The organism is Shewanella sp. WE21 (assembly GCF_002966515.1).
Classification (GTDB): Bacteria; Pseudomonadota; Gammaproteobacteria; order Enterobacterales; family Shewanellaceae; genus Shewanella; species Shewanella oncorhynchi.
On the sequence record NZ_CP023019.1, the window covers coordinates 3,486,879 to 3,513,238 of the forward strand.

Annotated in this window: 26 protein-coding genes; all 26 read left to right on the plus strand. The window is 43.8% G+C overall.

Going from position 1 to position 26,360, the window contains the following annotated elements; all coding sequences use genetic code 11:
* Positions 1 to 90 precede the first annotated feature (90 nt).
* The 26 genes from CKQ84_RS15395 to flhF all read left to right on the plus strand — a co-directional run bounded on the left by CKQ84_RS15395 (position 91) and on the right by flhF (position 26,356).
* Positions 91 to 912, plus strand: coding sequence for a flagellin (locus CKQ84_RS15395; RefSeq protein WP_105251933.1), 822 nt, complete (start codon positions 91 to 93; stop codon positions 910 to 912).
* 253 nt (positions 913 to 1,165) lie between these two features.
* Positions 1,166 to 1,984 (plus strand): flagellin, encoded by an 819-nt coding sequence (locus CKQ84_RS15400; protein WP_028761198.1) that lies wholly within the window; start codon positions 1,166 to 1,168, stop codon positions 1,982 to 1,984.
* A 139-nt stretch (positions 1,985 to 2,123) separates the two neighbouring features.
* Positions 2,124 to 2,501, plus strand: coding sequence for a flagellar protein FlaG (locus CKQ84_RS15405; RefSeq protein WP_105251934.1), 378 nt, complete (start codon positions 2,124 to 2,126; stop codon positions 2,499 to 2,501).
* A 33-nt stretch (positions 2,502 to 2,534) separates the two neighbouring features.
* Positions 2,535 to 3,905, plus strand: coding sequence for a flagellar filament capping protein FliD (fliD, locus tag CKQ84_RS15410; protein ID WP_105251935.1), 1,371 nt, complete (start codon positions 2,535 to 2,537; stop codon positions 3,903 to 3,905).
* 30 nt (positions 3,906 to 3,935) lie between these two features.
* Positions 3,936 to 4,256 (plus strand): hypothetical protein, encoded by a 321-nt coding sequence (locus CKQ84_RS15415; protein WP_028761196.1) that lies wholly within the window; start codon positions 3,936 to 3,938, stop codon positions 4,254 to 4,256.
* A 6-nt stretch (positions 4,257 to 4,262) separates the two neighbouring features.
* Complete coding sequence (gene fliS / locus CKQ84_RS15420) at positions 4,263 to 4,673, plus strand: flagellar export chaperone FliS (protein ID WP_028761195.1); 411 nt, start codon at positions 4,263 to 4,265, stop codon at positions 4,671 to 4,673.
* A 287-nt stretch (positions 4,674 to 4,960) separates the two neighbouring features.
* Complete coding sequence (locus CKQ84_RS15425; RefSeq protein ID WP_105251936.1) at positions 4,961 to 6,394, plus strand: sigma-54 dependent transcriptional regulator; 1,434 nt, start codon at positions 4,961 to 4,963, stop codon at positions 6,392 to 6,394.
* Between the two features lie 109 nt (positions 6,395 to 6,503).
* Positions 6,504 to 7,586 carry a PAS domain-containing sensor histidine kinase gene (locus CKQ84_RS15430; RefSeq protein ID WP_105251937.1) on the plus strand — a complete coding sequence of 361 codons (1,083 nt, stop codon included), beginning with the start codon at positions 6,504 to 6,506 and terminating at the stop codon, positions 7,584 to 7,586.
* On the plus strand, positions 7,579 to 8,922 hold the full coding sequence (locus tag CKQ84_RS15435) for a sigma-54 dependent transcriptional regulator (RefSeq protein ID WP_028761192.1): 1,344 nt from the start codon (positions 7,579 to 7,581) through the stop codon (positions 8,920 to 8,922). The genes CKQ84_RS15430 and CKQ84_RS15435 overlap by 8 nt, the downstream gene beginning before the upstream one ends.
* 231 nt (positions 8,923 to 9,153) lie before the next feature.
* Entirely contained in the window at positions 9,154 to 9,489 is a 336-nt protein-coding gene (fliE, locus tag CKQ84_RS15440) for a flagellar hook-basal body complex protein FliE (protein ID WP_028761191.1), read from the plus strand.
* Between the two features lie 45 nt (positions 9,490 to 9,534).
* Positions 9,535 to 11,223 carry a flagellar basal-body MS-ring/collar protein FliF gene (gene fliF / locus CKQ84_RS15445; RefSeq protein ID WP_028761190.1) on the plus strand — a complete coding sequence of 563 codons (1,689 nt, stop codon included), beginning with the start codon at positions 9,535 to 9,537 and terminating at the stop codon, positions 11,221 to 11,223.
* A complete protein-coding gene (gene fliG, locus CKQ84_RS15450; protein WP_028761189.1) occupies positions 11,216 to 12,268 on the plus strand; it encodes a flagellar motor switch protein FliG in 1,053 nt (350 codons plus the stop codon). Before fliF ends, fliG begins: the two co-directional genes overlap by 8 nt.
* Complete coding sequence (gene fliH, locus CKQ84_RS15455) at positions 12,255 to 13,250, plus strand: flagellar assembly protein FliH (protein ID WP_105251938.1); 996 nt, start codon at positions 12,255 to 12,257, stop codon at positions 13,248 to 13,250. The genes fliG and fliH overlap by 14 nt, the downstream gene beginning before the upstream one ends.
* Positions 13,219 to 14,556 carry a flagellar protein export ATPase FliI gene (fliI, locus tag CKQ84_RS15460; protein WP_105251939.1) on the plus strand — a complete coding sequence of 446 codons (1,338 nt, stop codon included), beginning with the start codon at positions 13,219 to 13,221 and terminating at the stop codon, positions 14,554 to 14,556. Before fliH ends, fliI begins: the two co-directional genes overlap by 32 nt.
* Positions 14,557 to 14,585: 29 nt before the next feature.
* A complete protein-coding gene (fliJ, locus tag CKQ84_RS15465) occupies positions 14,586 to 15,032 on the plus strand; it encodes a flagellar export protein FliJ (protein ID WP_105251940.1) in 447 nt (148 codons plus the stop codon).
* A gap of 242 nt (positions 15,033 to 15,274) precedes the next feature.
* Positions 15,275 to 17,167, plus strand: a complete 1,893-nt coding sequence (locus CKQ84_RS15470; RefSeq protein WP_105251941.1) for a flagellar hook-length control protein FliK — start codon at positions 15,275 to 15,277, stop codon at positions 17,165 to 17,167.
* Between the two features lie 84 nt (positions 17,168 to 17,251).
* Complete coding sequence (gene fliL / locus CKQ84_RS15475; protein ID WP_105251942.1) at positions 17,252 to 17,779, plus strand: flagellar basal body-associated protein FliL; 528 nt, start codon at positions 17,252 to 17,254, stop codon at positions 17,777 to 17,779.
* A gap of 39 nt (positions 17,780 to 17,818) precedes the next feature.
* Complete coding sequence (gene fliM / locus CKQ84_RS15480; RefSeq protein ID WP_105251943.1) at positions 17,819 to 18,847, plus strand: flagellar motor switch protein FliM; 1,029 nt, start codon at positions 17,819 to 17,821, stop codon at positions 18,845 to 18,847.
* 11 nt (positions 18,848 to 18,858) lie between these two features.
* On the plus strand, positions 18,859 to 19,239 hold the full coding sequence (fliN, locus tag CKQ84_RS15485) for a flagellar motor switch protein FliN (RefSeq protein ID WP_028761182.1): 381 nt from the start codon (positions 18,859 to 18,861) through the stop codon (positions 19,237 to 19,239).
* A gap of 30 nt (positions 19,240 to 19,269) precedes the next feature.
* Positions 19,270 to 19,698, plus strand: coding sequence for a flagellar biosynthetic protein FliO (gene fliO / locus CKQ84_RS15490; protein ID WP_105251944.1), 429 nt, complete (start codon positions 19,270 to 19,272; stop codon positions 19,696 to 19,698).
* Complete coding sequence (fliP, locus tag CKQ84_RS15495; protein WP_028761180.1) at positions 19,695 to 20,441, plus strand: flagellar type III secretion system pore protein FliP; 747 nt, start codon at positions 19,695 to 19,697, stop codon at positions 20,439 to 20,441. The genes fliO and fliP overlap by 4 nt, the downstream gene beginning before the upstream one ends.
* 18 nt (positions 20,442 to 20,459) lie before the next feature.
* A complete protein-coding gene (gene fliQ / locus CKQ84_RS15500; protein WP_012587225.1) occupies positions 20,460 to 20,729 on the plus strand; it encodes a flagellar biosynthesis protein FliQ in 270 nt (89 codons plus the stop codon).
* 4 nt (positions 20,730 to 20,733) lie between these two features.
* Entirely contained in the window at positions 20,734 to 21,531 is a 798-nt protein-coding gene (gene fliR / locus CKQ84_RS15505) for a flagellar biosynthetic protein FliR (protein ID WP_028761179.1), read from the plus strand.
* Positions 21,532 to 21,549: 18 nt separating this feature from the next.
* A complete protein-coding gene (flhB, locus tag CKQ84_RS15510; RefSeq protein WP_028761178.1) occupies positions 21,550 to 22,680 on the plus strand; it encodes a flagellar biosynthesis protein FlhB in 1,131 nt (376 codons plus the stop codon).
* A 182-nt stretch (positions 22,681 to 22,862) separates the two neighbouring features.
* Positions 22,863 to 24,962 (plus strand): flagellar biosynthesis protein FlhA, encoded by a 2,100-nt coding sequence (gene flhA, locus CKQ84_RS15515; RefSeq protein WP_028761177.1) that lies wholly within the window; start codon positions 22,863 to 22,865, stop codon positions 24,960 to 24,962.
* 11 nt (positions 24,963 to 24,973) lie between these two features.
* On the plus strand, positions 24,974 to 26,356 hold the full coding sequence (gene flhF / locus CKQ84_RS15520; protein ID WP_028761176.1) for a flagellar biosynthesis protein FlhF: 1,383 nt from the start codon (positions 24,974 to 24,976) through the stop codon (positions 26,354 to 26,356).
* The last annotated feature ends 4 nt before the right edge of the window (positions 26,357 to 26,360 follow it).

A 26,360-nucleotide genomic window follows, 5' to 3' on the forward strand; every position in this document is an offset into this window, starting at 1 on the left:
AAGCAAGTACCTATCCATCTGTAAGATAAATTGTTAAAAATTTAGCCAAGCTCCAAGCCTTGGCGGTATAACTAGGAAGAGGAACTCAACATGGCTATTACAGTAAATACCAACGTGACTTCAATGAAGGCACAAAAGAATTTAAATACTTCCAGTAGCGGTTTAGCGACCTCAATGGAACGTTTATCCAGTGGTCTACGCATTAACAGTGCAAAAGATGATGCCGCTGGTCTAGCCATTTCTAACCGCTTGAATAGCCAAGTGCGTGGTTTAGATGTGGGTATGCGTAACGCAAATGATGCGATTTCAATTGCTCAAATTGCCGAAGGTGCGATGCAAGAGCAAACCAATATGTTGCAGCGTATGCGTGATTTGACTGTTCAAGCGGAAAACGGTGCGAATAGCACTGATGACTTAGCAGCATTACAAAAAGAGATGGATCAATTAGCAGAGGAAATTACTGCTATAGGTGATAGTACGGCGTTTGGTAACACCAAATTAATGACTGGTGGCTTTTCTGCGGGTAAAACCTTCCAAGTAGGGCACCAAGAAGCTGAGGATGTCACTATTTCGGTAGGGACAACCAATGCTGCAAGTTTATCTGTCAATTCGCTATCCGTAGCGACTTCTGCTGGTCGTTCAACTGCACTCGCGAATATTGATGCTGCCATTAAAACAATTGACAATCAACGAGCCAATTTAGGTGCGAAGCAAAACCGTTTGGCCTATAACATTAGTAACAGTGCTAATACTCAAGCCAACGTTGCTGATGCTAAGAGTCGTATCGTGGATGTCGATTTTGCGAAGGAAACTTCAGTTATGACTAAGAACCAAGTGTTACAACAAACGGGTTCTGCAATGCTTGCACAGGCTAACCAGTTACCTCAAGTTGCATTATCTCTTCTTGGTTAATGTTATTTGCGTGATGTTATATGAAGCACTTTTGCCTACTTGTTCTAGAATTATCTAGAAAAGTAGGCAAAGTTTTATAGGAGTTGATATTTATGTTTATGATAATTAGAGTTATTTTTTAAAATCAAGATATTTTAAAAAATAACTCTAAAGTTAAAAAAGATGCTGCCGTTAAATATACTGTAACCACTAAGACCCGCCTGGCTTAAGTAGACAGGCAAGTTCACAAGCCAGGTATAAAGAGGAAACGATCATGGCCATTACAGTAAACACAAACGTCACTTCATTAAAAGCTCAAAAGAATTTAAATACTTCCGCAGGCGGTTTGGCCACATCTATGGAACGTTTATCCAGTGGTCTGCGTATTAACAGTGCCAAAGATGACGCTGCTGGTTTAGCGATATCTAACCGACTAAACAGCCAAGTGCGTGGCCTTGATGTTGGCATGCGCAATGCTAACGATGCCATTTCAATCGCCCAGATTTCTGAAGGTGCGATGCAAGAACAGACTAACATGCTTCAACGTATGCGTGATTTGACAGTACAAGCAGAGAATGGTTCTAACAGTACTGATGATTTGACAGCATTGCAAAGCGAAATTGATGAACTGGCATTAGAAATTACAGCAATCGGTGATACAACTGCATTTGGTAGCACAAAATTACTGAATGGTGATTTCTCCGCAGGTAAGACCTTCCAAGTCGGACACCAAGAAGGCGAAGACATTACGATTTCAGTAAAAGCAACGAATGCTGGTGCGTTATCTGTTAATAGTTTGTCGGTTGCAAGTTCAGCTGGCCGTTCAACTGCACTCGCTGCGATTGATGCTGCCATTAAAACGATTGATAGTCAGCGTGCTAACTTAGGTGCTAAACAAAACCGTCTAGCATACAACATCAGTAACAGTGCTAATACTCAAGCAAACGTTGCTGATGCGAAGAGCCGAATTGTTGATGTGGATTTTGCGAAAGAAACATCACAAATGACCAAGAACCAAGTGTTGCAACAAACGGGTTCTGCAATGCTGGCCCAAGCCAACCAGTTACCTCAAGTGGCCTTGTCACTGCTGTAGTTTAAAGCAGAATAGTGAGAAAGTGATAAGGGAGGTTCGGTGACGGATCTCCCTTTGCCACTTTAAGGTTAATGTAGTTTTATAGGGTAATTTTAATGTAACCATTTAAAGTTATTACTAAATTTGCTGAGGTATGGCTATGGATATCAATATAGCAAGTTCACCTTCTATGCTTCACAGTAAGGTTGATTTAGCTCAAACGCCGCTAAAAGCATCTGCTTCAGATGCTGAATTAAAGCGAAATACGGCTATTGAACAAGCTGTGGAACAAGATGTAACGAAAAATGAACAGAATCCAAGTAAGCTGGCTCAAGTTGCCACAGAGTTGTCTGATATGATGTCTATGATGCGTAAAGGTTTAGCATTTAAGGTTGATGAGAACTCTGGACAAGCTGTTGTGACTGTACTTGACCGAGATACTGGTGATGTGATTAGACAAATGCCGAGTGAAGAAGCATTAGCCTTGGCAGAAAAACTATCAGAAGTCACAGGGCTTTTGATGAAAACAGAAGCATAAATATTTGTAAGTACGTTTGATTGAGAGGTCTATATGGCATTAACTGCGACAGGCATGGGATCTGGCCTTAAAATTAGTGAAATTGTGCAAGTTTTAGTTGATGCCGAAAAAACACCGAAAGAAGCGATGTTTAATAAAACGGAAGACAGCATCAAAGCAAAAGTTTCTGCCATGGGAACCTTAAAAAGTGCGTTGTCTACGTTTCAAGATGCCTTAAAAAAACTTCAAACTGGCGATGCCCTCAATCTGCGTAAGGTTTCTGTTAGTAATCAAACTTATTTGTCAGCAACAACAGACAAAACTGCACAAGCGGGTAGCTATGGTATTAAAGTTGAGCAACTTGCGGTAAATCATAAAATTGCTGGAAAAAACGTTGCAGATCCTGCATTACCTGTAGGTGAAGGGAGCCTTGATTTTGGTATCAATGGTAAGAATTTCTCCATTGATGTTTCGGCTACCGATTCACTTGCTGCGATTGCTAAAAAAGTTAATGAATCCCCAGATAATACGGGCGTAACTGCAACTGTTATTACCAGTGATGCAGGCAGTCGATTGGTTTTTAGTTCAGATAAGTCAGGTGAAGACAATCAAATTAGTATTACAGCTAATGACACGACTGGAACTGGACTAAATGATATGTTCGGTGCTGGTAATATCTCCACGCTTCAAGATGCTAAAAATGCAGTTGTTTATATCGATAATCAGAAAGTTACCTCGCAAACTAATGAAGTTAAAAATGCTATTGCAGGGGTGACGTTAAACTTAACTGATGCTGATGTTTCTAAGACGACTACGTTAAAAATTGAACAAGATGATGATGCAGTAAAGACAAATGTGAAAGCTTTTGTCGATGCCTACAATAGTTTAGCGACTGCAGTTGATAAAATGTCGTCTTATGATAAAGAGAAAAAAACAGCAGCTGCATTACAGGGCGACTCTATGATCCGTTCTATAGAATCGCAACTCCGAAGTATATCGAGTGAACGAGTGCCAACTGATAGCGGCAGTTCGATAGCATTATATGATATTGGTATAAAAACAGATAGATATGGTAAGTTGTCTGTCGATGATACTAAACTTAATAAAGTCATCTCTGAAGATATGGCCAGTGTTGAGGCATTATTCTCGACACCAGATAAAGGGCTTGCTAATCGCTTTAATGATCTTGCTGATAGTTATGTCAAGTCTCGAGGATTAATTGCGTCACGTCAAACCGGATATACTAATCAACAAAGCCAGCTTACAGATAGAAGAGAAGCTTTCACGCTTAAAATGGATCAACTAACAGCCCGTTTAACGAAGCAATTTAATGCGATGGATCTTGTCGTTGGAAAACTAAATCAGCAGAGCAGTGGTCTTGTTGATCGTTTGAATTCGCTTCCTGGAGCTGTTAAAAAACGATAGTGAAATTATAAATGAGTAAGGGGAGTATAAGTGAAACAACTCGATGAGCTTAATGTCCTTTTGAGTGAAAATTTAAATAAACTGACTCAGCTTCCTGCTGAAGAGCCTCAATCTGACGAGTTGGTGTCGAACTTGCAAGTACTGGTTGGAGAGCGTCAAATTTTACTCAATGTATTAGTGGCTGATGCTAATATGACAGATGTTGATTATCTTCAACATCAGCTTGAACTTACTCAAGAGTACACAAGTAAAGCAAGTGTTGTTATGGCAGATAGACAAGCATTATTACATGCAGGTAATAAGAATAAGCGCCAGATTAGTGTTTATGAGACTATAGATTTAAACAGGTAGGTGTTTATGAGAGGATCACTGCAATCGTATCGTAAGGTGTCTTTAGAGAGTGAAATTACTGTTGCGTCACCACATCGTATTATTCAGCTTATGTTTGCGGGGGCACTGCAACGTTTAGCACAAAGTCGTCTTGCGATTGAACAAAATGACTTGTCTAATAAAGGTATGTACATTGGCAAAGCTATTGGGATTATTACTGGTTTAAACAATAGCCTAGATATGGATGCTGGTGGCCAGATAGCTAGAAATTTGAGTGATTTATATGACTTTATGTTGCGTAGAATTTCTGAAGCTAACGTAAATAATGATGTGAAAGCGATTGATGATGTATGTGATATTTTACGTACTATCAAAGAAGGTTGGGATGCAATTCCTGCAGATAAACATAATATTTCTGCGCATTCTGAAGCGGGTTAATATCTTATTTCGTGATTAAAAATAGACGCACTGGTTGCGTCTTTTTTTTGGCTAAAAGTCAAAGTATTGACGTTTTAGACTAGAATCATGATGTAAATGAACTAAAATCAATTCAGTTTGGCATAAACCTCATCTGAGGCTTGCTTCTCGTCTGCTGATAATACAATATTCATCACAAGTAGTGATGGTGGCACAGATTGTTACATTGAATTTGTTAAGCTTTTACAGCAACTAATCATAAATAATTAATGCGAATTAATACATATTAGAGCTTTACGGCCTACTGAATGATGCAAACAGATCAACGAATTTTACTTATCGGCCCTCCATCAGAGCGATTAAATCGCCTGTGTTGCATTTTGGATTTTTTAGGTGAGCAATTTGTACAAATTGACACCGAAAAATTAAGTGCTAGCCTCCAAGATACCCGTTTTCGAGCTTTAGTTATCCTAACTGATGTTATGGATGCTGATGGGCTTAAAAACATCGCAGGTCAACATCCATGGCAACCTATGCTGTTGCTTGGCAATGTTGACGATCTGCAAGTGTCTAATATTCTTGGACATATAGAAGAACCTTTAACGTATCCTCAGCTCACTGAATTATTACACTTTTGCCAAGTATTCGGTCAAGTTAAACGGCCTCAAGTCCCTACTAGTGCGAATCAAACAAAGTTATTCCGAAGCTTAGTGGGACGCAGTGATGGTATTGCGAATGTGAGGCACTTGATAAATCAAGTAGCAACATCTGAGGCAACCGTGCTTGTTCTGGGTCAATCAGGTACAGGTAAAGAAGTGGTCGCCCGTAATATCCATTATTTGTCTGAGCGCCGTGACGGTCCATTTATCCCTGTTAACTGTGGTGCTATACCGCCTGAGTTATTAGAGAGTGAGCTATTTGGTCATGAAAAGGGGTCATTTACGGGGGCAATCTGTTCTCGTAAAGGCCGTTTTGAATTAGCTGAGGGTGGTACACTATTTCTCGATGAAATAGGAGACATGCCACTACAAATGCAAGTTAAATTACTCCGTGTGCTGCAAGAGCGGGTATTTGAGCGCGTTGGTGGTACTAAGACTATTAATGCTGATGTACGCGTAGTTGCTGCAACACATAGAGATTTAGAAACCATGATCAGCGTTAATGAGTTCCGTGAGGATCTTTATTACCGCCTAAACGTATTCCCGATTGAAATGCCCGCGTTGTGTGATCGCAAGGACGATGTGCCTTTGCTATTACAAGAGTTAGTTAGCCGAGTCTATAACGAAGGCCGTGGTAAGGTGCGTTTTACGCAGCGTGCGATAGAGTCGCTGAAAGAACATGCTTGGTCGGGCAACGTGCGCGAGCTGTCTAATTTAGTCGAACGCCTCACCATTTTATATCCGGGTGGACTGGTCGATGTTAACGATTTACCTGTCAAATATCGCCATATCGATGTGCCCGAATATTGTGTAGAGATGAGTGAAGAGCAACAGGAACGTGATGCTTTAGCTTCTATCTTTAGCGATGAAGAGCCGGTTGAAATCCCTGAAACGCGTTTCCCTAGTGAGCTGCCGCCTGAAGGTGTGAACCTTAAGGATTTGTTAGCAGAACTAGAAATAGACATGATACGTCAGGCGCTAGAGCTACAAGATAATGTCGTAGCTCGCGCTGCTGAAATGCTTGGAATACGCCGTACAACGCTTGTAGAAAAAATGCGTAAGTACGGAATGACAAAAGATTAGTTTTCTATTTTATTGTTATATAAGTTGTTTTAACCTCTAAAGTTCAATTTCCAATTTGGCATAGATACTGCAGTCACCCCGTCATAAGCAATTTTTTGACGGAGTGACTATGTCAGCCAACCCACTAGCGCAAATTGAGTCATTCAAGCACACTAGCAAACAATGGAACCAACTGCGTGAGGCCGCGAATATGTCCAATCGAATGGAGCATATTTTACAGGCTATGCCATCTGGCGTGGTGATTATCAATGGCGACGGTATAGTCACGGATGCCAATCCGGTAGCAGTTGAATTACTTGAGCGCTCCTTATGTGGCGTTCGCTGGATTGATGTGATCCACAGTGCCTTTGCGCCGCAGGACGATGATGGCCACGAAGTGTCGCTGCGTAATGGCCGTCGCGTTAAATTAGCGATTACGCCATTGACGCCAGAGCCTGGTCAATTAATTGTGTTAACTGATCTGACTGAAACTCGGTTATTACAGAAAAATATCTCCCATTTACAACGTTTATCTGCACTGGGCAAGATGGTAGCAACTTTGGCTCATCAGGTGCGCACGCCTTTATCTGCCGCTTTGTTATACGCTTCAAATCTTGCTAGTCCGAAGTTATCCGATGCCGCTAAAGCGAAATTCCAGCAAAAACTTGTTGATAGACTCAATGAACTCGAGCGGCAGGTTAACGACATGCTATTGATGGCGAAAGGCCGTCAGGATGAACTTGGAGATCTAATCTCGTTGGCTGAGGTTATCGACAATGTTTTGGCAAATTGTGAGCCAATAGCGGCAAAGCAAGGCTGTGACTTGTTATTTGATGATGCGTCAAGCAGCTCGATGTTAGCTAATTCCAATGCATTAAGCTCGGCGATTAATAATTTAGTCATGAACAGCATAGAAGCCGGAGCAACTGAAATTCGTATCCAAGCGAAGGAAGAGGGCGAACGGTTATTATTGGACGTCATCGATAATGGTAAAGGCTTAGACGCCACTATGCAGCAGAAGGTATTTGAACCTTTCTTTACGACTAAGTCGCAGGGAACTGGGCTTGGGTTAGCCGTTGTGCAATCTGTGGTGCGCAATCATGGAGGACAACTGCAACTCAGTTGTTTACCGAATAAAGGCTGTACTGTGTCTTTAGTATTCCCTCGGGCTAAATCCGCGGTGATATTACCTTTGGAGATTACCCATGTCTGAAGCAAAGTTATTGCTCGTTGAGGATGATGCTTCATTACGTGAAGCCTTGTTGGATACTTTAATGCTGGCTCAGTATGAGTGTGTTGATGTTGCCTCCGGTGAAGACGCTATTTTAGCCTTGAAACAACATCAGTTTGATTTAGTTATTAGCGATGTGCAGATGCAAGGTATTGGTGGTTTAGGTTTATTGAACTACCTGCAGCAGCATCATCCTAAGTTGCCAGTGCTGTTGATGACTGCCTACGCGACTATTGGTAGCGCGGTGAACGCTATAAAATTAGGCGCTGTTGATTATTTAGCCAAACCTTTTGCACCAGAAGTGTTACTCAATCAAGTCTCACGCTATTTGCCATTAAAACAAAATGTGGATCAGCCCGTCGTCGCTGATGAAAAAAGTTTAGCCTTATTAGCACTTGCTCAACGGGTTGCCGCCTCCGATGCCTCTGTCATGATCTTAGGTCCTAGCGGTTCGGGTAAAGAGGTTTTGGCCCGTTATATTCATCAACACAGTAGCCGTGCTAATCAAGCCTTTGTGGCCATTAACTGTGCCGCGATTCCTGAGAACATGCTCGAAGCTACCCTTTTTGGTTATGAAAAGGGGGCATTTACGGGGGCTTATCAAGCGTGTCCGGGGAAATTTGAGCAGGCTCAAGGTGGCACTTTGCTGCTCGATGAAATCTCTGAGATGGATTTAGGCTTACAAGCTAAGTTGTTGCGGGTTTTGCAAGAGCGTGAAGTTGAGCGTTTAGGTGGCCGTAAAACCATTAAATTGGATGTGCGCGTGCTTGCCACATCCAATCGTGATTTAAAGGCAGTGGTCGCAGCTGGCGGATTTAGGGAAGATCTCTACTATCGAATTAACGTATTTCCTTTAGCTTGGCCTGCGTTAAGTCAACGTCCTGCAGATATTTTACCTCTTGCGCGTCATTTACTGGCTAAACATGCTAAGGCATTGAATGTTGCCGATGTGCCTGAGTTGGATGAGAATGCGCGTCGACGTTTATTGAGTCATCGCTGGCCTGGGAACGTACGTGAACTCGACAATGTGATCCAGCGTGCTTTGATATTAAGAGCTGGTCAATTGATCACTGCCAATGACATTATTATCGATGCGCAGGATGTGATTTTAAGCGGTGAAGATCTAGACCCATTTTCTTCTGAGCCAGACGGTTTAGGTGAAGAGCTCAAAGCTCAAGAACATGTGATTATTTTAGAGACCCTTAATCAATGCCAAGGAAGTCGTAAGTTAGTCGCCGAAAAGCTAGGAATTAGCGCACGAACCCTAAGATACAAGATGGCAAGGATGCGTGATATGGGGATCCAACTGCCAAATTAGTCTATAAATTCAAGTTATCATCTCGCAGCCTCCACATTGAGTGTGAGGCTGTATTTATTAAAATACACAACCGTAAAAGTGGCTCATTTCATCCAAAATCCTTAGATATTGACATCTTCTTATCCCGTCAATTTATTATCAATCACGACCATCTGAAAACTTGGCCGTTATTTTGCATTGTCCCGTTATCGGTATTTTGATCGTCAAGAATTCGACGACTGGGAGCTCAGCATGCAAATAGGCGCAAATTCATTCCTGCAGGAAATGCAGAAACTCCAAGGCGAAATAACGCCGTCGTTTGGCGTTCAGCCAAATATCATGCAGCAAGTGAATAACACCAGTGGTGCAGACTTCGGTCAGTTGCTATCGCAAGCCGTCGGCAATGTCAGCGGCTTACAGTCTGCATCGTCAAACCTCGCGACACGTTTAGAGATGGGTGATACTACCGTTTCTTTATCGGACACTGTGATTGCCCGTGAGAAAGCAAGTGTCGCTTTCGAGGCGACAGTGCAAGTGCGTAATAAGCTTGTCGAAGCCTACAAAGAAATAATGAGCATGCCTGTCTAGGCCAGTGAATAACCCAATTAGCAGGTACGAATCGTGAGTACAGAAATGATTGTCGGATCCAATTCCGGTTTAGCTGACCAAGGTGTCCAGCAAGAACATAAGTCAGGAATGATGGGAAATCTTGGCGGTGTCGATATGATGCGCCAAGTGACTATGATTTTAGCCTTAGCGATTTGTTTAGCCTTGGCGGTATTTGTCATGCTGTGGGCGCAGGAGCCAGAGTATCGTCCATTGGGTAAAATGGAAACTCAGGAAATGGTTCAAGTGCTAGATGTACTTGATAAAAATAAAGTTAAGTACCAAATCGACGTGGACGTTATTAAAGTTCCTGAAGATAAATATCAAGAAGTCAAAATGATGTTGAGCCGTGCAGGTATCGACAGTCCTGCAGCCAACCAAGATTTTTTGAATAAAGACAGTGGTTTTGGTGTCAGCCAACGCATGGAACAGGCTCGTCTTAAGCATAGCCAAGAAGAAAACCTCGCCCGTGCGATAGAGCAACTACAAAGTGTCAGCCGTGCCAAAGTCATTCTTGCGTTACCTAAAGAAAACGTCTTCGCCCGCAATGCCTCTAAACCGAGTGCAACTGTGGTGATCAATACCCGTCGCGGTGGCTTAGGCCAAGGTGAAGTCGATGCTATCGTCGATATTGTTGCTTCTGCAGTACAAGGTTTAGAACCATCAAGGGTGACGGTAACTGACTCTAACGGCCGTTTATTGAACTCTGGCAGCCAAGATGGCGCGTCTGCGACGGCTCGCCGTGAACTTGAATTAGTACAGCAAAAAGAAGCTGAATATCGCACTAAGATTGAATCGATTCTGGTGCCAATTCTAGGTCCTGATAATTTTACCTCTCAAGTCGACGTCAGTATGGATTTTACTGCTGTTGAGCAAACATCAAAGCGTTTTAACCCTGATTTACCGGCACTGCGCAGTGAAATGACCGTTGAAAATAACACCACTGGCGGCTCTTCTGGTGGGATCCCTGGCGCGTTATCCAATCAACCGCCAATGGAGTCTAATATTCCAGAAGATGCAACAAAAGCGGCAGAGTCAGCAACGGCTGCAGCAGGTAATTCGCACCGCGAAGCGACCCGTAACTTTGAATTAGATACCACCATTAGCCATACTCGCCAGCAAGTTGGTGCAGTGCGCCGCATTAGTGTGTCAGTCGCGGTGGACTTTAAACCTGGTGCCGCTGGAGAAAATGGTCAAGTAGCCCGTGTTGCCCGTACCGAGCAAGAACTGACCAATATCCGTCGTTTGCTTGAAGGCGCGGTTGGTTTTAGTTCACAACGGGGTGATGTGCTGGAAGTGGTAACCGTTCCCTTTATGGATCAATTGGTTGAAGATTTACCCGCACCTGAACTTTGGGAGCAACCTTGGTTTTGGCGTGCGATTAAGCTTGGGATTGGTGCGCTAGTGATTTTGGTGCTGATTCTAGCTGTGGTACGTCCTATGCTGAAACGCTTGATCTATCCTGACAGTGTGAATATGCCTGAGGATGGCAGATTAGGTAATGAATTAGCCGAAATTGAGGACCAATATGCGGCTGATACGCTAGGGATGCTCAATACTCAAGAGGCGGAATACAGTTATGCTGACGATGGCTCAATTCATATCCCTAATCTTCACAAAGATGATGATATGATTAAAGCTATCCGTGCGCTCGTGGCGAATGAGCCTGAGCTCTCTACTCAAGTCGTGAAAAACTGGTTACAAGACAATGGCTGAGAATAAAACGAAAGAAGTGGCTCCTGCGGCCGCACCTGCCTTTAATATCAAAGATATTAGTGGCGTTGAAAAGACCGCTATTTTACTCCTCAGTTTGAGTGAGGCTGATGCTGCATCCATTTTAAAACACTTAGAGCCGAAGCAAGTGCAAAAAGTGGGTATGGCCATGGCGGCAATGGATGAGTTTGGTCAGGAAAAAGTTATCGGGGTACATAAGCTGTTTCTTGATGATATTCAAAAGTATTCTTCAATTGGTTTCAACAGTGAAGAGTTCGTCCGTAAAGCCTTAACCGCTGCGCTGGGTGAAGATAAAGCGGGTAATCTGATTGAACAGATTATCATGGGCAGTGGCGCTAAAGGTTTGGACTCGTTGAAGTGGATGGATGCGCGCCAAGTGGCGACCATTATTCAAAACGAACATCCACAGATCCAAACCATTGTTTTGTCTTATCTAGAACCCGATCAAGCGGCGGAAATTTTTGGTCAATTCCCTGAGAATACCCGCTTAGACTTGATGATGCGTATTGCCAATCTTGAAGAAGTGCAGCCTGCCGCACTGCAAGAGTTGAATGACATCATGGAGAAACAGTTTGCCGGTCAAGGTGGCGCCCAGGCCGCGAAAATGGGTGGCTTAAAAGCGGCCGCCAACATAATGAACTACTTAGACACGGGTATCGAAAGCCAGTTGATGGAAACCATGCGCGAGTCTGATGAAGAAATGGCGCAGCAAATCCAAGATTTGATGTTTGTATTTGAAAACTTAATCGATGTCGATGACCGCGGTATTCAAGCCCTGTTGCGTGAAGTGCAGCAAGATGTACTGATGAAGGCGCTTAAAGGCACAGATGATCAGCTGAAAGAAAAAATATTGGGTAACATGTCAAAACGTGCCGCTGAATTATTGCGTGATGATCTTGAAGCTATGGGCCCAATCCGTATCAGTGAAGTGGAAGTCGCACAAAAAGAAATCCTGTCTATTGCTCGTCGCTTAAGTGACAGCGGCGAAATCATGTTAGGCGGCGGTGGTGGCGATGAGTTCCTCTAATCCGAGCGACAATAAATTGTTGAATAAGGTCTTGAGCGAAGGAGATGTCGAATTTAGTCACTGGGCGCTGCCAGATGTGACTGAAGCCGATGATGATTCTATCTCAAATCTGTTCGGCCATTCTAATCATCAAGCCGCTAAGTCGACTACTGTGGAAAGTGTTTCTCCACCGACTATGGCTGAGATTGAAGACATTCGTGCCCAAGCCGAAGAAGAAGGCTTTAGCGAAGGTAAGCAGCAAGGGTATGAGCAAGGGCTAGAAAAAGGGCGTTTAGAAGGGTTAGAGCAGGGCCATACTGAAGGGCTCGCCCAAGGGCATGAGCAAGGATTAGAAACCGGTTTAGCCCAAGCAAAAATATTGCTCTCGCGTTTTGAAACCTTATTAGCCCAATTTGAAAAACCATTGCAATTGCTCGATGGCGATATTGAACTCTCTCTAATGAACCTGAGTATGACATTAGCGAAATCTGTCATTGGCCACGAATTAAAAACTCATCCTGAACAAGTGCTTTCGGCATTGCGCTTAGGTATAGAATCGCTGCCGATAAAAGAACAAACGGTCACAATCCGCTTGCATCCTGACGATGTTATTTTAGTCGAACAACTTTATTCCAGCGCTCAATTGACCCGCAGTAAGTGGGAACTTGAAGTTGACCCTTCCTTAAGCCCTGGTGACTGTATTCTCAGTAGTCATCGTTCTTTAGTCGATTTGACCCTCGCATCGCGTATCGATGCTGTGTTTGAGTCCTTACGGAACCAACATGCTCACTTAAGTGATAAGCAGCGTCAACTGCAAGAGGCGATAGAGGTTGAAGATACCGCAAAATACGTTGCGGCTTCTGAGGCTGTGGGATCAGAGCTTGATGATCAGGTTGTCGATACGGTTTCTCAACATGCTGAGGATATACAATCTGCCTCAAACACAGGTGAGCAATTAGAGGCAAAATCAGATGCAAAATCGCCAACATCAACTGCTGAATAGGCTTAATCATCATCAGGGTAAGGTGCCGCCATTTCGCGCAGTGGCCAGTGGTCAACTGGTGCGTGTTGTCGGCTTAACCTTAGAAGCAAGCGGTTGCCGTGCGCCTGTGGGCAGTTTATGTTCGATCGAAACCATGGCGGGCGAGTTAATCGCCGAGGTGGTCGGGTTTGATGGCGAACTATTATATTTAATGCCCATTGAAGAATTACGTGGTGTATTGCCCGGTGCGCGGGTTGTGCCTTTGGGGGAACAAACTGGACTCAATGTTGGTTTATCCCTGCTAGGACGCGTACTCGATGGTAACGGCGTGCCTTTAGATGGTTTAGGCGCGTTGCAAACCGACCAACAAGCGCCAATACATAGCGCTGCCATTAATCCTCTATCTCGCCGTGCCATTACTGAACCGCTGGACGTTGGTGTTCGCGCTATCAACGCTATGCTGACTGTGGGCAAAGGCCAACGTATGGGCTTGTTTGCGGGCTCAGGTGTAGGTAAGAGTGTGCTCTTAGGTATGATGACTCGCGGTACTACCGCCGACATTATTGTGGTTGGGCTAGTGGGTGAGCGTGGCCGGGAAGTGAAAGAGTTTATTGAGGAAATTCTTGGTGAGAAAGGTCGAGCGCGTTCAGTCGTTGTTGCTGCGCCTGCGGATACATCGCCTCTGATGCGTCTTCGCGCCTGTGAAACCTCGACTCGTATTGCCGAATACTTCCGCGATTTAGGCTATAACGTTTTATTGCTTATGGACAGTTTAACGCGCTACGCCCAAGCGCAGCGGGAAATTGCTTTGGCTGTGGGTGAACCGCCTGCGACTAAAGGTTATCCGCCTTCTGTGTTTGCAAAATTGCCACGTTTAGTTGAGCGCGCCGGAAACGGTGGCCCTGGACAAGGTTCAATTACGGCATTTTATACTGTGTTGACGGAAGGGGACGATCAACAGGATCCCATTGCCGATGCTTCGCGGGCGATCCTCGATGGTCACATTGTCTTGTCACGTTCGCTTGCGGATTCGGGGCACTATCCTGCAATTGATATTGAAGCTTCTATTAGCCGAGTCGCGCCTATGGTGATCTCCAATGAACATTTGGAAGCGATGCGCCGCGTGAAACAAACCTATTCTTTGTATCAGCAAAATAGAGATTTGATTTCTATTGGGGCCTATGCCCAAGGAAGCGATCCGCGCATTGATAATGCGATACGACTGCAGCCAGCAATGAATGCTTTTTTGCGACAAACCATGCGTGATGCATTTAGCTTTGCCGATAGCCAAGTCATGCTTGGGCAACTTGCTGCACAGTGCAAATAATGGCGTCATCGAATTAATCGAGGTCTAGTATGGCTAACGCCGATCCCTTGTTGTTAGTGTTAAAGCTTGCCAATGATGCCGAAGAACAAGCGGCTTTATTGTTCAAATCGGCGCAGTTAGAGTGTCAAAAACGGTTGAATCAACTCAGTGCTCTGAATAACTATCGCTTAGAATACATGAAGCAAATGCAATCCCAGCAAGGTCAAGCCATCAGTGCTAGTCACTATCACCAGTTTCACCGTTTTATTCGTCAGATCGATGACGCAATTATCCAGCAAAATCGCGTCGTAGCCGACGGTGAAAAGCAAAAAGAATATCGACAACAACATTGGTTGGAAAAGCAAAAAAAACGTAAGGCAGTAGAATTACTCTTAGCCAGTAAAGAGAAGAAGCGTCAAGTGGTTGAACAAAAAAGGGAGCAAAAAATGACCGATGAATTTGCTTCCCAGCAATTTTATCGCCGTCATCAACGTTAGTGAAATGATAGGCATATTTACTGCTCGCTAGCCGGATAGGCTCTTTAGTTTTTTTGTATTGATGGCATAAGCATCAATTTGACACCTCCCAGAGTTAATTCTTTTCGATATGCTGTCGTAAAACCTTATGTTTTGGCATCTTATTTGCTTTGGTTTAGTCCATGACCCTGCAACCGCAGTGTTTAATTGACGTTTCTACCTAGCCATTTTCTTTTTTTGCTGGGTGATGTTTGGGAGCACTTATGCAACAAATGACCAATATCCTGTTAAGTAAAACAGGCAACTCTGCGGCCAATTCCGCTAAGACATCTTCCCAAGAGTCTAATAATGAAGACTTTTCATCTACACTTGCGTCAGTCACCGCTAGCTCATTTTCTATTTCTGCGTCTAAAAAAACCATTGCTAACACTGATGATACTGTGCAGGTTACCTCTGCTGATAAAGTAAAAGATGACGATATATCAACTGATGACGCCGACGTAAATCTCATTTTTGCCCAAATTAGCATGGCAAATGATATGAAGAAAACGGCATCAGATGGAGATAGTTTGCCGCTAGCATTTTTAAATGCTGAAGAAGATATAACTGGTGAAGAAAATATTGATACTTCATCAGCTTTATTAACCGGCTCAGCATTGGCATCTACTGTTTCTGATAATTCAACATTGGCATCTACTATTTCTGCTGATTTAGCATTGGCATCTACTGTTTCTACTGTTTCTACTGTTTCTACTGTTTCTACTGTTTCAGCATTGGCCTCTACTGTTTCTGCCGATTCAGCATTGGCCTCTACTGTTTCTGCCGATTCAGCATTGGCCTCTACTATTTCTGCTGATTCACCATTGGCACCTACTGTTCCTGATAATTCAACATTGGCAACTACTGTTTCTGCTGATTCAGCATTGGCATTTACTGTTTCTACTGTTTCTACTGTTTCTACTGTTTCTACTGTTTTTGCTGAGATTGAACTGGCATCAGATATAGATGAAGCGGGTTTTTCTGCTGAATTACAAAAGTTAGTTTCTACTAGCCCAGATATGGCAGCAATTTTAATCGCAGATGATGTGAAACCATCATCTTTGACTGATAAGTCACTCGTACAAATTCTCCCCATAGACCCAAATATACTTGAAGTGTCAGCGGATAGTGATGCTGTGATTGATCCAAATTTGACCGATGACGCTTCAGAATTACCTTTAGAAGACACTGAGCTTGTCTCTGCCACTGAAGTCGGGGTGAGTATAGATGAGTCTTTAGTTGAGAATGAGGTCACACTAAATGCTGTGATTAATCAAGCGGGCTTAGCGAACAGTGCAACGATAAAGTCGGCAACCAACACTGCGGCAAAAGCAACGACTAGTAGCTCTAAAGTGAATAGTCTCAATACGGCTAATATCGCGACCTCGGGAAATACTTTCGACCTGAATACCTTAGGCTTTTCAATTTCATCTGAACCATTAGATACAACATCTGTAACAGAAAGTGATCTTGATGGGATTCCCAATTCCGATTTGGCTGCTAACCTATTACTGAAAGATGCTAAATTGACGGTTGCAATGGATATTCCCAGAGACGAAAGTTTTATGGATGATAGTAATACTTTCTCAGAACTTAAGTCGACATCATCCATACAGACACTCTCGATGTCACAATTAAATCGCCAAGAAACCATGCAAGTTCAGCTGTCATTGCGTCAAGGAGTAGAACAGCAAAACCAAATGCAGGAGATGATCCAACGATTTTCACCTGTGATGAAGCAGCAATTGATTACTATGGTGAGTCAAGGCATCCAACATGCGGAAATCCGGCTCGATCCCCCTGAGCTTGGGCATATGTTGGTAAAGATCCAAGTGCATGGCGACCAAACCCAAGTACAGTTCCATGTTACTCAGCCGCAAACGCGTGATCTGGTTGAACAAGCTATGCCAAGATTACGTGAGTTATTGCAAGAGCAAGGGATGCAGTTGGCTGACAGCCATGTTTCTCAAGGCGATCAAGGTGAGCGTCGGGAAGGTAGTTTCGGTGATGGCGGCAGTTCAAATGCGGCTGATATGGATGAAATCTCGGCAGAAGAGTTACATTTAGGTTTAAATCAAGCGATTAGTGTAACTTCAGGTATAGATTATTACGCTTAAGCAGGTAACCTATAGCAATGACTGACATAATTACGTTTCAAATAAAACTGTAATGAGTTTCCGCCTAAATTAAAGAGAATAGTGATGGCTAAGGAAGAATCGTTAGAACTTGAAAGTACTGAAGAGCCTAAGAGTAAGAAGAAACTATTTATTTTTGCTGGTGTAGGCGTTTTAGTCGCGCTGTTAATCGGTGGCGGCGTCTGGTTCTTTATAGGAAGCAGTACCGAAGAGGTTCCCGCCGTAGCAGCAGATAGTGCTGTTCAGGCTGAAGTACCAGCATCAGGAGAAGTAGCTACCGCATCATACGTGCCTATGCCGCGTCCTTTCTTATTCAACTTACCTGGGCCTGATAGGGCTCGTTTAGTTGAGATTAAAGTGCAGCTGATGGTGCGTGGTACCGATGATGATGTGCTAACACAAAAACATATTCCGCTGATTGAAGATGCGCTTTTAACGACCTTTAGTGGTGCAGATGTGCAAAAGCTCAGCACGCAAGCGGGGAAAGATGAGTTACGGCAGTTAGCACTTTTGAGTGTGCAAAATACTCTACAGTCAGTAACTGGGCGTAAGGTTGTCGAGAAAGTACTATTTACCGGTTTTGTAATGCAATAATCCTTTAACTTCAGCACCAAAAGAGGCGAAGGCAATATAGTGAGTGATTTATTAAGCCAAGACGAAATTGATGCGCTATTGCACGGGGTTGATGACGTTGATGATGACGAAATTGACGCTGTTGGAGAAGATGCCCGTTCCTACGATTTCTCTTCCCAAGATCGAATAGTTCGTGGGCGTATGCCGACGCTGGAAATCGTGAATGAGCGTTTTGCGCGCCATTTGCGCATCAGCATGTTTAATATGATGCGCCGAGCGGCCGAAGTGTCGATCAACGGTGTACAGATGCTCAAGTTTGGTGAGTACGTACATACGCTTTTTGTTCCAACTAGCTTGAATATGGTGCGTTTTAGCCCACTCAAAGGCACAGCATTGATCACCATGGAAGCGCGACTGGTATTTATCCTAGTGGATAACTTCTTTGGTGGCGATGGGCGTTTCCATGCCAAGATTGAAGGGCGAGAATTTACGCCGACAGAAAGACGAATCGTGCAGTTACTGCTTAAGATTATATTTGAAGATTATAAAGATGCTTGGGCGCCCGTAATGGATGTTGAGTTTGATTATTTGGACTCTGAAGTCAATCCCGCCATGGCGAACATTGTTAGTCCTACCGAAGTTGTGGTGATTAATTCATTCCATATTGAAGTCGATGGAGGCGGTGGTGATTTTCATATCACTATGCCTTACTCCATGATTGAACCTATCCGAGAGTTACTCGATGCGGGTGTGCAAAGTGACAAGCAAGATACTGATATGCGTTGGTCACAGGCATTGCACGATGAAATCATGGATGTGAAGGTTGGGTTCGATGCCAATATTGTTGAACATGAATTAACGCTCAAAGAGGTCATGAATTTTAAAGCGGGCGATATTATTCCGATTGAGTTACCCGAGTTTATCATGATGAAAATCGAGGATTTACCGACATATCGTTGTAAAATGGGCCGTTCTAGAGATAACCTAGCGCTTAAAATATGTGAGAAAATCCCTCGGCCAGAGACAGTTAAATCTGAGCTGCAATTGGTGACACGTAAGGGTAAATCTCGTGATATATCAGAATTATAAGGTGAAGTAAGATGAGCACAGACGATACGGATGATTGGGCTGCAGCAATGGCAGAACAAGCGTTAGAAGAAGCCAACGCAATTGAACTCGATGAGCTGGTTGATGATTCAAGACCTATTTCTAAGGCTGAAGCGGCTAAGTTAGATACAATTTTAGATATTCCTGTCACCATTTCGATGGAAGTGGGCCGTAGCTATATTAGTATTCGAAACTTATTACAACTTAACCAAGGTTCTGTGGTTGAGTTAGATAGAGTCGCAGGTGAACCGTTAGATGTGATGGTCAATGGCACGCTTATCGCTCACGGTGAAGTGGTGGTGGTAAACGATAAATTCGGTATTCGCTTAACGGATGTGATCAGTCAAACTGAGCGAATTAAAAAGCTTAAATAATACGAGATGTAAAAGTCGTTGGAACTTTAAATGAGCACATCGGTAATACAGAGTTTAGTGGTAGCGGTTCAAGCGAGCGCAGATAGCCTCGGTGGGGAAGGCGCAGCGAATATTGCTTCAATAGCGCCTGCTGCTACAAAAATGGCAGAACCTTCTCAAGTTGCGACCTTAGCAAGTATGTTAGGTGGCTTGATTCTGGTTTTATTATTAATTTTCGCGTTAGCTTATTTACTGAGAAGGTTTAATTTAGTCCCCACGACCAATGGCGTACTAAAGACCATTGCTGTGACTTCCCTCGGTCAAAAAGAGCGTTTAGTCTTGGTTCAGGTGGGCGAACAGCAATATTTGCTTGGGGTTAGCTCGCAGCAGGTGAGTTTGATTGATAAGTTAGCTGAACCTATCCATCTAGAAGCTGATTCGTTTGCGAGTCGATTACGCCAGGCGAAATTAAAACAATGACAACACGTATCCTCGCGTTAGTTGGGTTAGTTATGCTGTTATTGATGCCGTCAGCATGGGCCGCAGATGGCGTCTTACCAGCTGTAACAGTAACAACGGCGCCAGACGGCTCAACGGAATATTCGGTCACAATGCAGATTTTACTGTTGATGACATCGCTGAGTTTTTTACCTGCGATGCTCATCATGTTGACCTCTTTCACGCGGATTATCATTGTCCTGTCGATATTACGCCAAGCCATTGGATTACAACAGACTCCATCTAATCAAGTCTTAATTGGCATGAGTTTGTTCATGACTTTTTTTATCATGGCACCGGTATTCGACCGGATTTATGATGAAGGGGTGAAGCCTTATATCGATGAGCAATTAACCTTGCAGCAAGCGTTTGATAAAGGGAAAGAGCCGCTGAGAGGCTTTATGTTGGGCCAAGTAAGAACGACGGATTTAAAGACCTTTATTGAGATTTCTGGCTATAAGGATATTAAGTCTCCCGAAGAAGCACCCATGAGTGTGTTAGTGCCCGCTTTCATTACCAGTGAGTTAAAAACCGCATTTCAGATTGGCTTTATGCTATTTGTGCCTTTTTTAGTACTCGATTTAGTGGTGGCGAGTATCTTGATGGCTATGGGTATGATGATGTTATCTCCCATGATAGTGTCGCTACCGTTTAAGATCATGTTGTTTGTGCTCGTAGATGGTTGGAGCTTAGTCCTCGGGACATTAGCGAATAGTTTCGGATAGCCAAGGGAGAGTAAACACATGAGTCCTGAGGCGCTAATTGATATTTTTCGTGAAGCTCTCGCTGTTATCGTTATGATGGTGTCTGCTATTGTGTTGCCTGGGCTGGGAATTGGGTTAATCGTTGCTGTGTTTCAAGCGGCGACTTCTATTAACGAGCAGACCTTAAGTTTCCTTCCGCGTTTGTTAGTGACACTTTTTGGCCTAATGTTTATGGGACATTGGTTAGTTGAAACCCTGATGGACTTTTTCATCGAGATGGTGAATCGCATTCCTCAAGTGATAGGCTAACGCGATGGAGCTGCTGCTCGATACCTTAATGCAAACCATTGCCGCTTATATTTGGCCATTGTTTCGCGTCGCGAGCATGTTGATGGTCATGGTAGTATTTGGGGCGGCAACGACACCAACACGAGTTCGCTTATTATTGGCGATGGCAATTACCTTTGCGATAGCACCCGTTCTTCCTCCAACTCAAAATGTGGATTTATTTTCGTTAAGCGCAGTATTCATCACGGCGCAGCAAATTATTATCGGTGTTGCCATGGGGTTTGTGACTCAAATGGTGATGCAAGTCTTTGTGCTCACTGGACAGATCATTGGTATGCAGACCAGTTTAGGCTTTGCCTCTATGGTTGACCCTGGTTCTGGCCAACAAACACCCGTTATTGGTAACTTTTTTCTTTTATTGGCGACATTGATTTTCTTAGCTGTGGACGGCCATCTTTTGATGATCCGTATGCTAGTGGCAAGCTTTGAAACTTTGCCGATTTCTAATCAAGGCTTAACACTGACAAGTTATCGATCGCTGGCGGATTGGGGGTCGTATATGTTTGGTGCGGCACTCACTATGTCGATATCTGCGATTATCGCCTTGTTATTAGTCAACTTGTCCTTCGGGGTCATGACCCGAGCCGCACCGCAATTGAATATTTTCTCTATTGGTTTTCCGATCACTATGATTGGTGGACTGTTTATTCTGTGGTTAACCCTAACACCGGTAATGGCACACTTCGATGAAGTATGGTCGACGGCTCAAGTGCTGCTTTGCGATATGTTAGCGCTCCAATGTAACGCTGATGGCTTGATATGATGGGATTAGGAGAAGCCCATGGCTGAGGAATCAAGTGATGAACGTACAGAGGAACCCACGGGGAGGCGTCTAGAACAGGCGCGAACAAAAGGACAGATTGCACGTTCGAAAGAACTTGGAACTGCAGCGGTATTAATTTCGGCAGCATGTGGGTTTTATATGCTAGGCCCAAGTTTGGCCATTAGCCTAACTCGGGTGTTTGAAATTGTATTTACCATGGATAGGGCGCAAATTTTTGATACTAATGAAATGTTCAAAGTGTGGGGTGTTGTTGCGAGTGAAATAGCCTGGCCCATGGCTAAAATTATGCTACTGATTGTGGTGGTTGCGTTTATCGGTAACGTCTCTCTTGGTGGGATCAATTTTTCGACCCAAGCTATGATGCCAAAAGCCAGTAAAATGAGTCCCCTTGCTGGTTTTAAACGTATGTTTGGCGTACAGGCTCTGGTTGAACTTACCAAAGGCATTGCAAAATTTTCGGTAGTAGCGTTTTCTGCTTATTTTTTATTAAGCTTCTATTTCAATGACATCATGTTGCTGTCTAGCGACCATCTTCCAGGTAATGTTTACCATGCATTAGATTTGTTGGTTTGGATGTTTATCCTGTTATGTTCCTCGATTTTGTTTATTGTCGTCATCGATGTGCCGTTCCAAATTTGGAATCACAACAAGCAACTTAAGATGACCAAACAAGAAGTAAAAGATGAATATAAAGACACTGAGGGTAAACCTGAGGTGAAAGGGCATATACGGCAGATGCAACGTGAACTAGCACAAAGGCGTATGATGGCTGAAGTGCCAAATGCCGATGTGATTGTCGTTAACCCTGAGCATTTTGCCGTTGCGATTAAATACGATGTGCAGCGCTCTGCGGCTCCTTTTGTGATAGCGAAAGGTGTTGATGATGTGGCCTTTAAAATACGTGAGATTGCCCGCGCGCACAATATTGCGATTGTCTCGGCCCCACCACTTGCAAGGGCGATTTACCATACGACTAAGTTAGACCAGCAGATCCCTGAAGGTTTGTTTACTGCTGTCGCACAGATTTTGGCTTATGTATTCCAGCTGCGCCAATATCAAAAAGGACGCGGTCGTAAACCTATTCCTGTCCCACTTAATCAACCTATACCAGATGAATTGAAATATTGAACCACTAGTCTCAGATGGTAGTCATTGGTAAAGCTGATGATGTCGAGTTCATTTGTTTTTTATGGCTAATTTTATGTATATCAATCAGTCACAGTACATATCTTTCCTTCATTAATGGCTTTAATCTTGTTGGCGCGTTTTTTGCTTTATGCTATTACACGTCAAAGTTTAGGTTATAGCGAATGGATGTTAAAGCGACTCTTGGTCAAGTAAAACAAATTAGGCTCAGCACTTTTAAAGGCATTGGCACGCCTGTGGTTGTGCTTGCTGCATTGGCCATGATTGTTTTACCTATCCCTCCATTTCTATTAGACATACTCTTTTCATTCAACATTGCGTTAGCTCTCATCGTATTGCTGGTGGCTATTTATACCGATAGACCCTTAGATTTTGCTGCCTTCCCAACTGTGTTACTGGTGGCGACATTATTACGTCTTGCGCTCAACGTTGCCTCTACTCGTGTGGTTTTACTTGAGGGTCATAATGGCGGTGATGCCGCGGGTAAGGTGATTGAAGCCTTCGGTTCTGTGGTGATCGGTGGTAACTATGCCGTTGGTCTAGTGGTATTTATCATTTTGATTATCATCAACTTTGCGGTAGTTACTAAAGGTGCTGGTCGTATCGCAGAAGTCAGTGCCCGCTTTACCTTGGATGCTATGCCTGGTAAGCAAATGGCAATTGATGCTGACTTAAATGCTGGAACCTTAAATCAAGACCAAGCGAGAATACGCCGTGCCGAAGTTACCCGTGAAGCCGATTTCTATGGTGCGATGGACGGTGCGTCCAAATTCGTTAAAGGGGATGCGATTGCCGGTATCATGATCTTAGTAATCAATATCGTAGGTGGTTTCATCATAGGGATTGTGCAGCATGGCTTAAGTTTCTCTGAAGCGGTTGAAATTTATACCTTACTGACTATCGGTGATGGTTTAGTAGCGCAGATCCCTGGTCTATTATTGTCAATCGCCGCAGCCTTGATGGTGACTCGTCAAAACGAGTCAGGTGATATGGGCCAAATGATGATGAGTCAGATGTTTGACAGTCATAAGTCATTGGGTATCGCCGCCGGAGTCCTGTTTGTCATGGGTATTGTTCCTGGTATGCCACACATGGCGTTTTTAAGCTTTGCCTTTATGACTGCTGGTGCGGCTTATTTTGTTTATAAACGAAATGAAAACAAACGTCTTAAAGCGCTAGAACAAGTTAAATCGGGTCCAATAGAAAGACAAGATAAAGAGCCTAAAGAGCTAGGTTGGGACGATGTACATCATGTTGATACTATTGGTCTTGAGGTCGGATATCGTTTGATCCCTCTGGTTGACAAGGGCCAAGGTGGCGAGTTACTAAGCCGCATTAAAGGCGTGCGTAAAAAGTTGTCTCAGGAATTAGGCTTCTTAGTGCCCGCGGTGCATATTCGCGATAACTTAGATTTATCGCCTAATGCGTATCGCATTTCATTAATGGGCGTCGTCGTCGGAGAGGCAGATATTCGTCATGATTGCGAATTGGCGATCAACCCTGGTCAAGTCTATGGCAAACTCGATGGTATCGAAACGCGCGATCCCGCCTTTGGCCTAGAAGCGGTATGGATCGCTCCTGAGTTACGTGAGCACGCACAAACATTAGGTTATACCGTCGTCGATGCCGCCACTGTTGTTGCAACTCATATTAGTCAATTACTCACAAATAATGCCGCTAAGTTGTTAGGCTACGAAGAAGTGCAACAACTGATGGATATGCTTGCGAAACACTCACCTAAGCTGGTTGATGGCTTTATTCCAGATATCATGCCACTAGGACATGTCGTAAAAGTGATGCAGAACCTATTAAATGAAGGGGTTTCAGTTAGAGACTTGCGTACTATAGTGCAAACTTTGTTAGAATATGGCACTAAGAGCAATGACACTGAAGTCTTGACAGCCGCTGTACGTATCGCTTTGAAACGTATGATAGTTCAGGAAATCTCAGGCCCAGAGCTCGAAATCCCCGTCATTACTTTGGCGCCAGAGTTGGAACAGATGTTGCATCAGTCAATGCAAGCAACCGGTGGTGATGGTCCTAATATTGAACCCGGTCTTGCAGAACGCATGCAGCAGTCCCTTGCCGATGCGGCTCAAAAGCAAGAAATGGTCGGACAACCCGCCATATTGTTGACGTCAGGTATGTTACGCGCGACGCTGTCACGCTTTGTTAAACATACTATTCCTAATCTCAGAGTCATTTCATATCAAGAAATACCTGATGAGAAGCAAATACGTATCGTATCTGCAGTCGGCCAGTAGAGGACGCATAAGTGAAGATTAAACGATTTTTTGCCAAAGACATGCGCGCCGCACTGGCCCAAGTGAAAGAAACACTCGGCTCAGATGCCGTCATTATGTCAAATAAAAAAGTGAACGGTGGCATCGAAATTGTCGCTGCCGTTGACTATGACGAACCTAAAGCAAAAACTGCAGCCACTGCGCCAGCACCGACCTTTATGGACGTGAGCGACGATCTCGTGTCCCTAGGTGCTAAGCAGCCAGTCCGTGTAGAAACTCGCGCTAAGCCAGCCGCACCTGCAGACTCATTACAAGCCTTACTTGAGAAGCAGCAAAGCCGTTTGAATCAACAAATGTCACATCAGCAAGTTGATGCCGAGTTACCAGCATGGGCTAAGGGCTTACAAGCCCCTACTGCTGTGAAACCAGAACGTCGTGAAGCACCTTCCTCGTTTGATAAAAAGCCACAAACATCACTAAAACAAAGTGCTGATATTGAAGCTATGCGTGATGAATTAGCATCACTGCGTAATTTACTGACACATCAAGTATCCTCCTTGATGACGGAACATAAAAAACGCATCGATCCCGTCGGTGCTATGCTCGAAGCCAAATTACTTGAGGCTGAATTCTCCCCTGCGGTTGCGAATAAATTAGCCGCGCTGAGCCAGCATTATACGCCGGCTGAATTAGTCAGAGCATTGCCACAAAGTCTCGCTAATATGCTTGATAATCAGGGCGATGACATTGTTAAGCAGGGCGGGGTGGTTGCATTAGTTGGTCCTACTGGGGTTGGTAAAACAACGTCATTAGCTAAACTTGCTGCCCGTTTTGCGGCACATCATGGTGCTGAACATGTTGCTTTAATTACCACAGATCATTATCGCATCGGAGCCTATGAGCAATTAGCAACTTATGGCAAAATAATGGGCTGCCCAGTAAAGCAAGCTCATGATCTAAATGAATTAGAGCAAATTCTCTATCAGTTTAGGAATCGCAAGCTAGTATTGATAGATACGGCTGGCATGGGACAGCGAGATATGCGCCTTTACCAGCAACTTGATAATTTAACTGCAAATAGCAGGATACCTATCCGCAGTTATCTGGTACTGTCTGCGACAGGGCAGCGCCGTGTGCTGCAAGATGCAGTCAATCATTTTAAACGCATTCCCCTATCTGGTGTCGTTCTCACAAAACTCGATGAATCTGTGTCGTTAGCAGGGGCATTAAGTGTGTTGATCCAAAACGGATTACCATTAAGTTATATTACTGATGGACAAAGAGTTCCTGAAGATATGAAAGTTGCGGATACCCTAGATTTAGCCCAGCAGGCACTCGCAGCGTTAGATAGTACAGAACAACAATCATTACAAGACACAGCGTGGTCAGATAATATGGCCTGTGCATTTGAGTAGATTT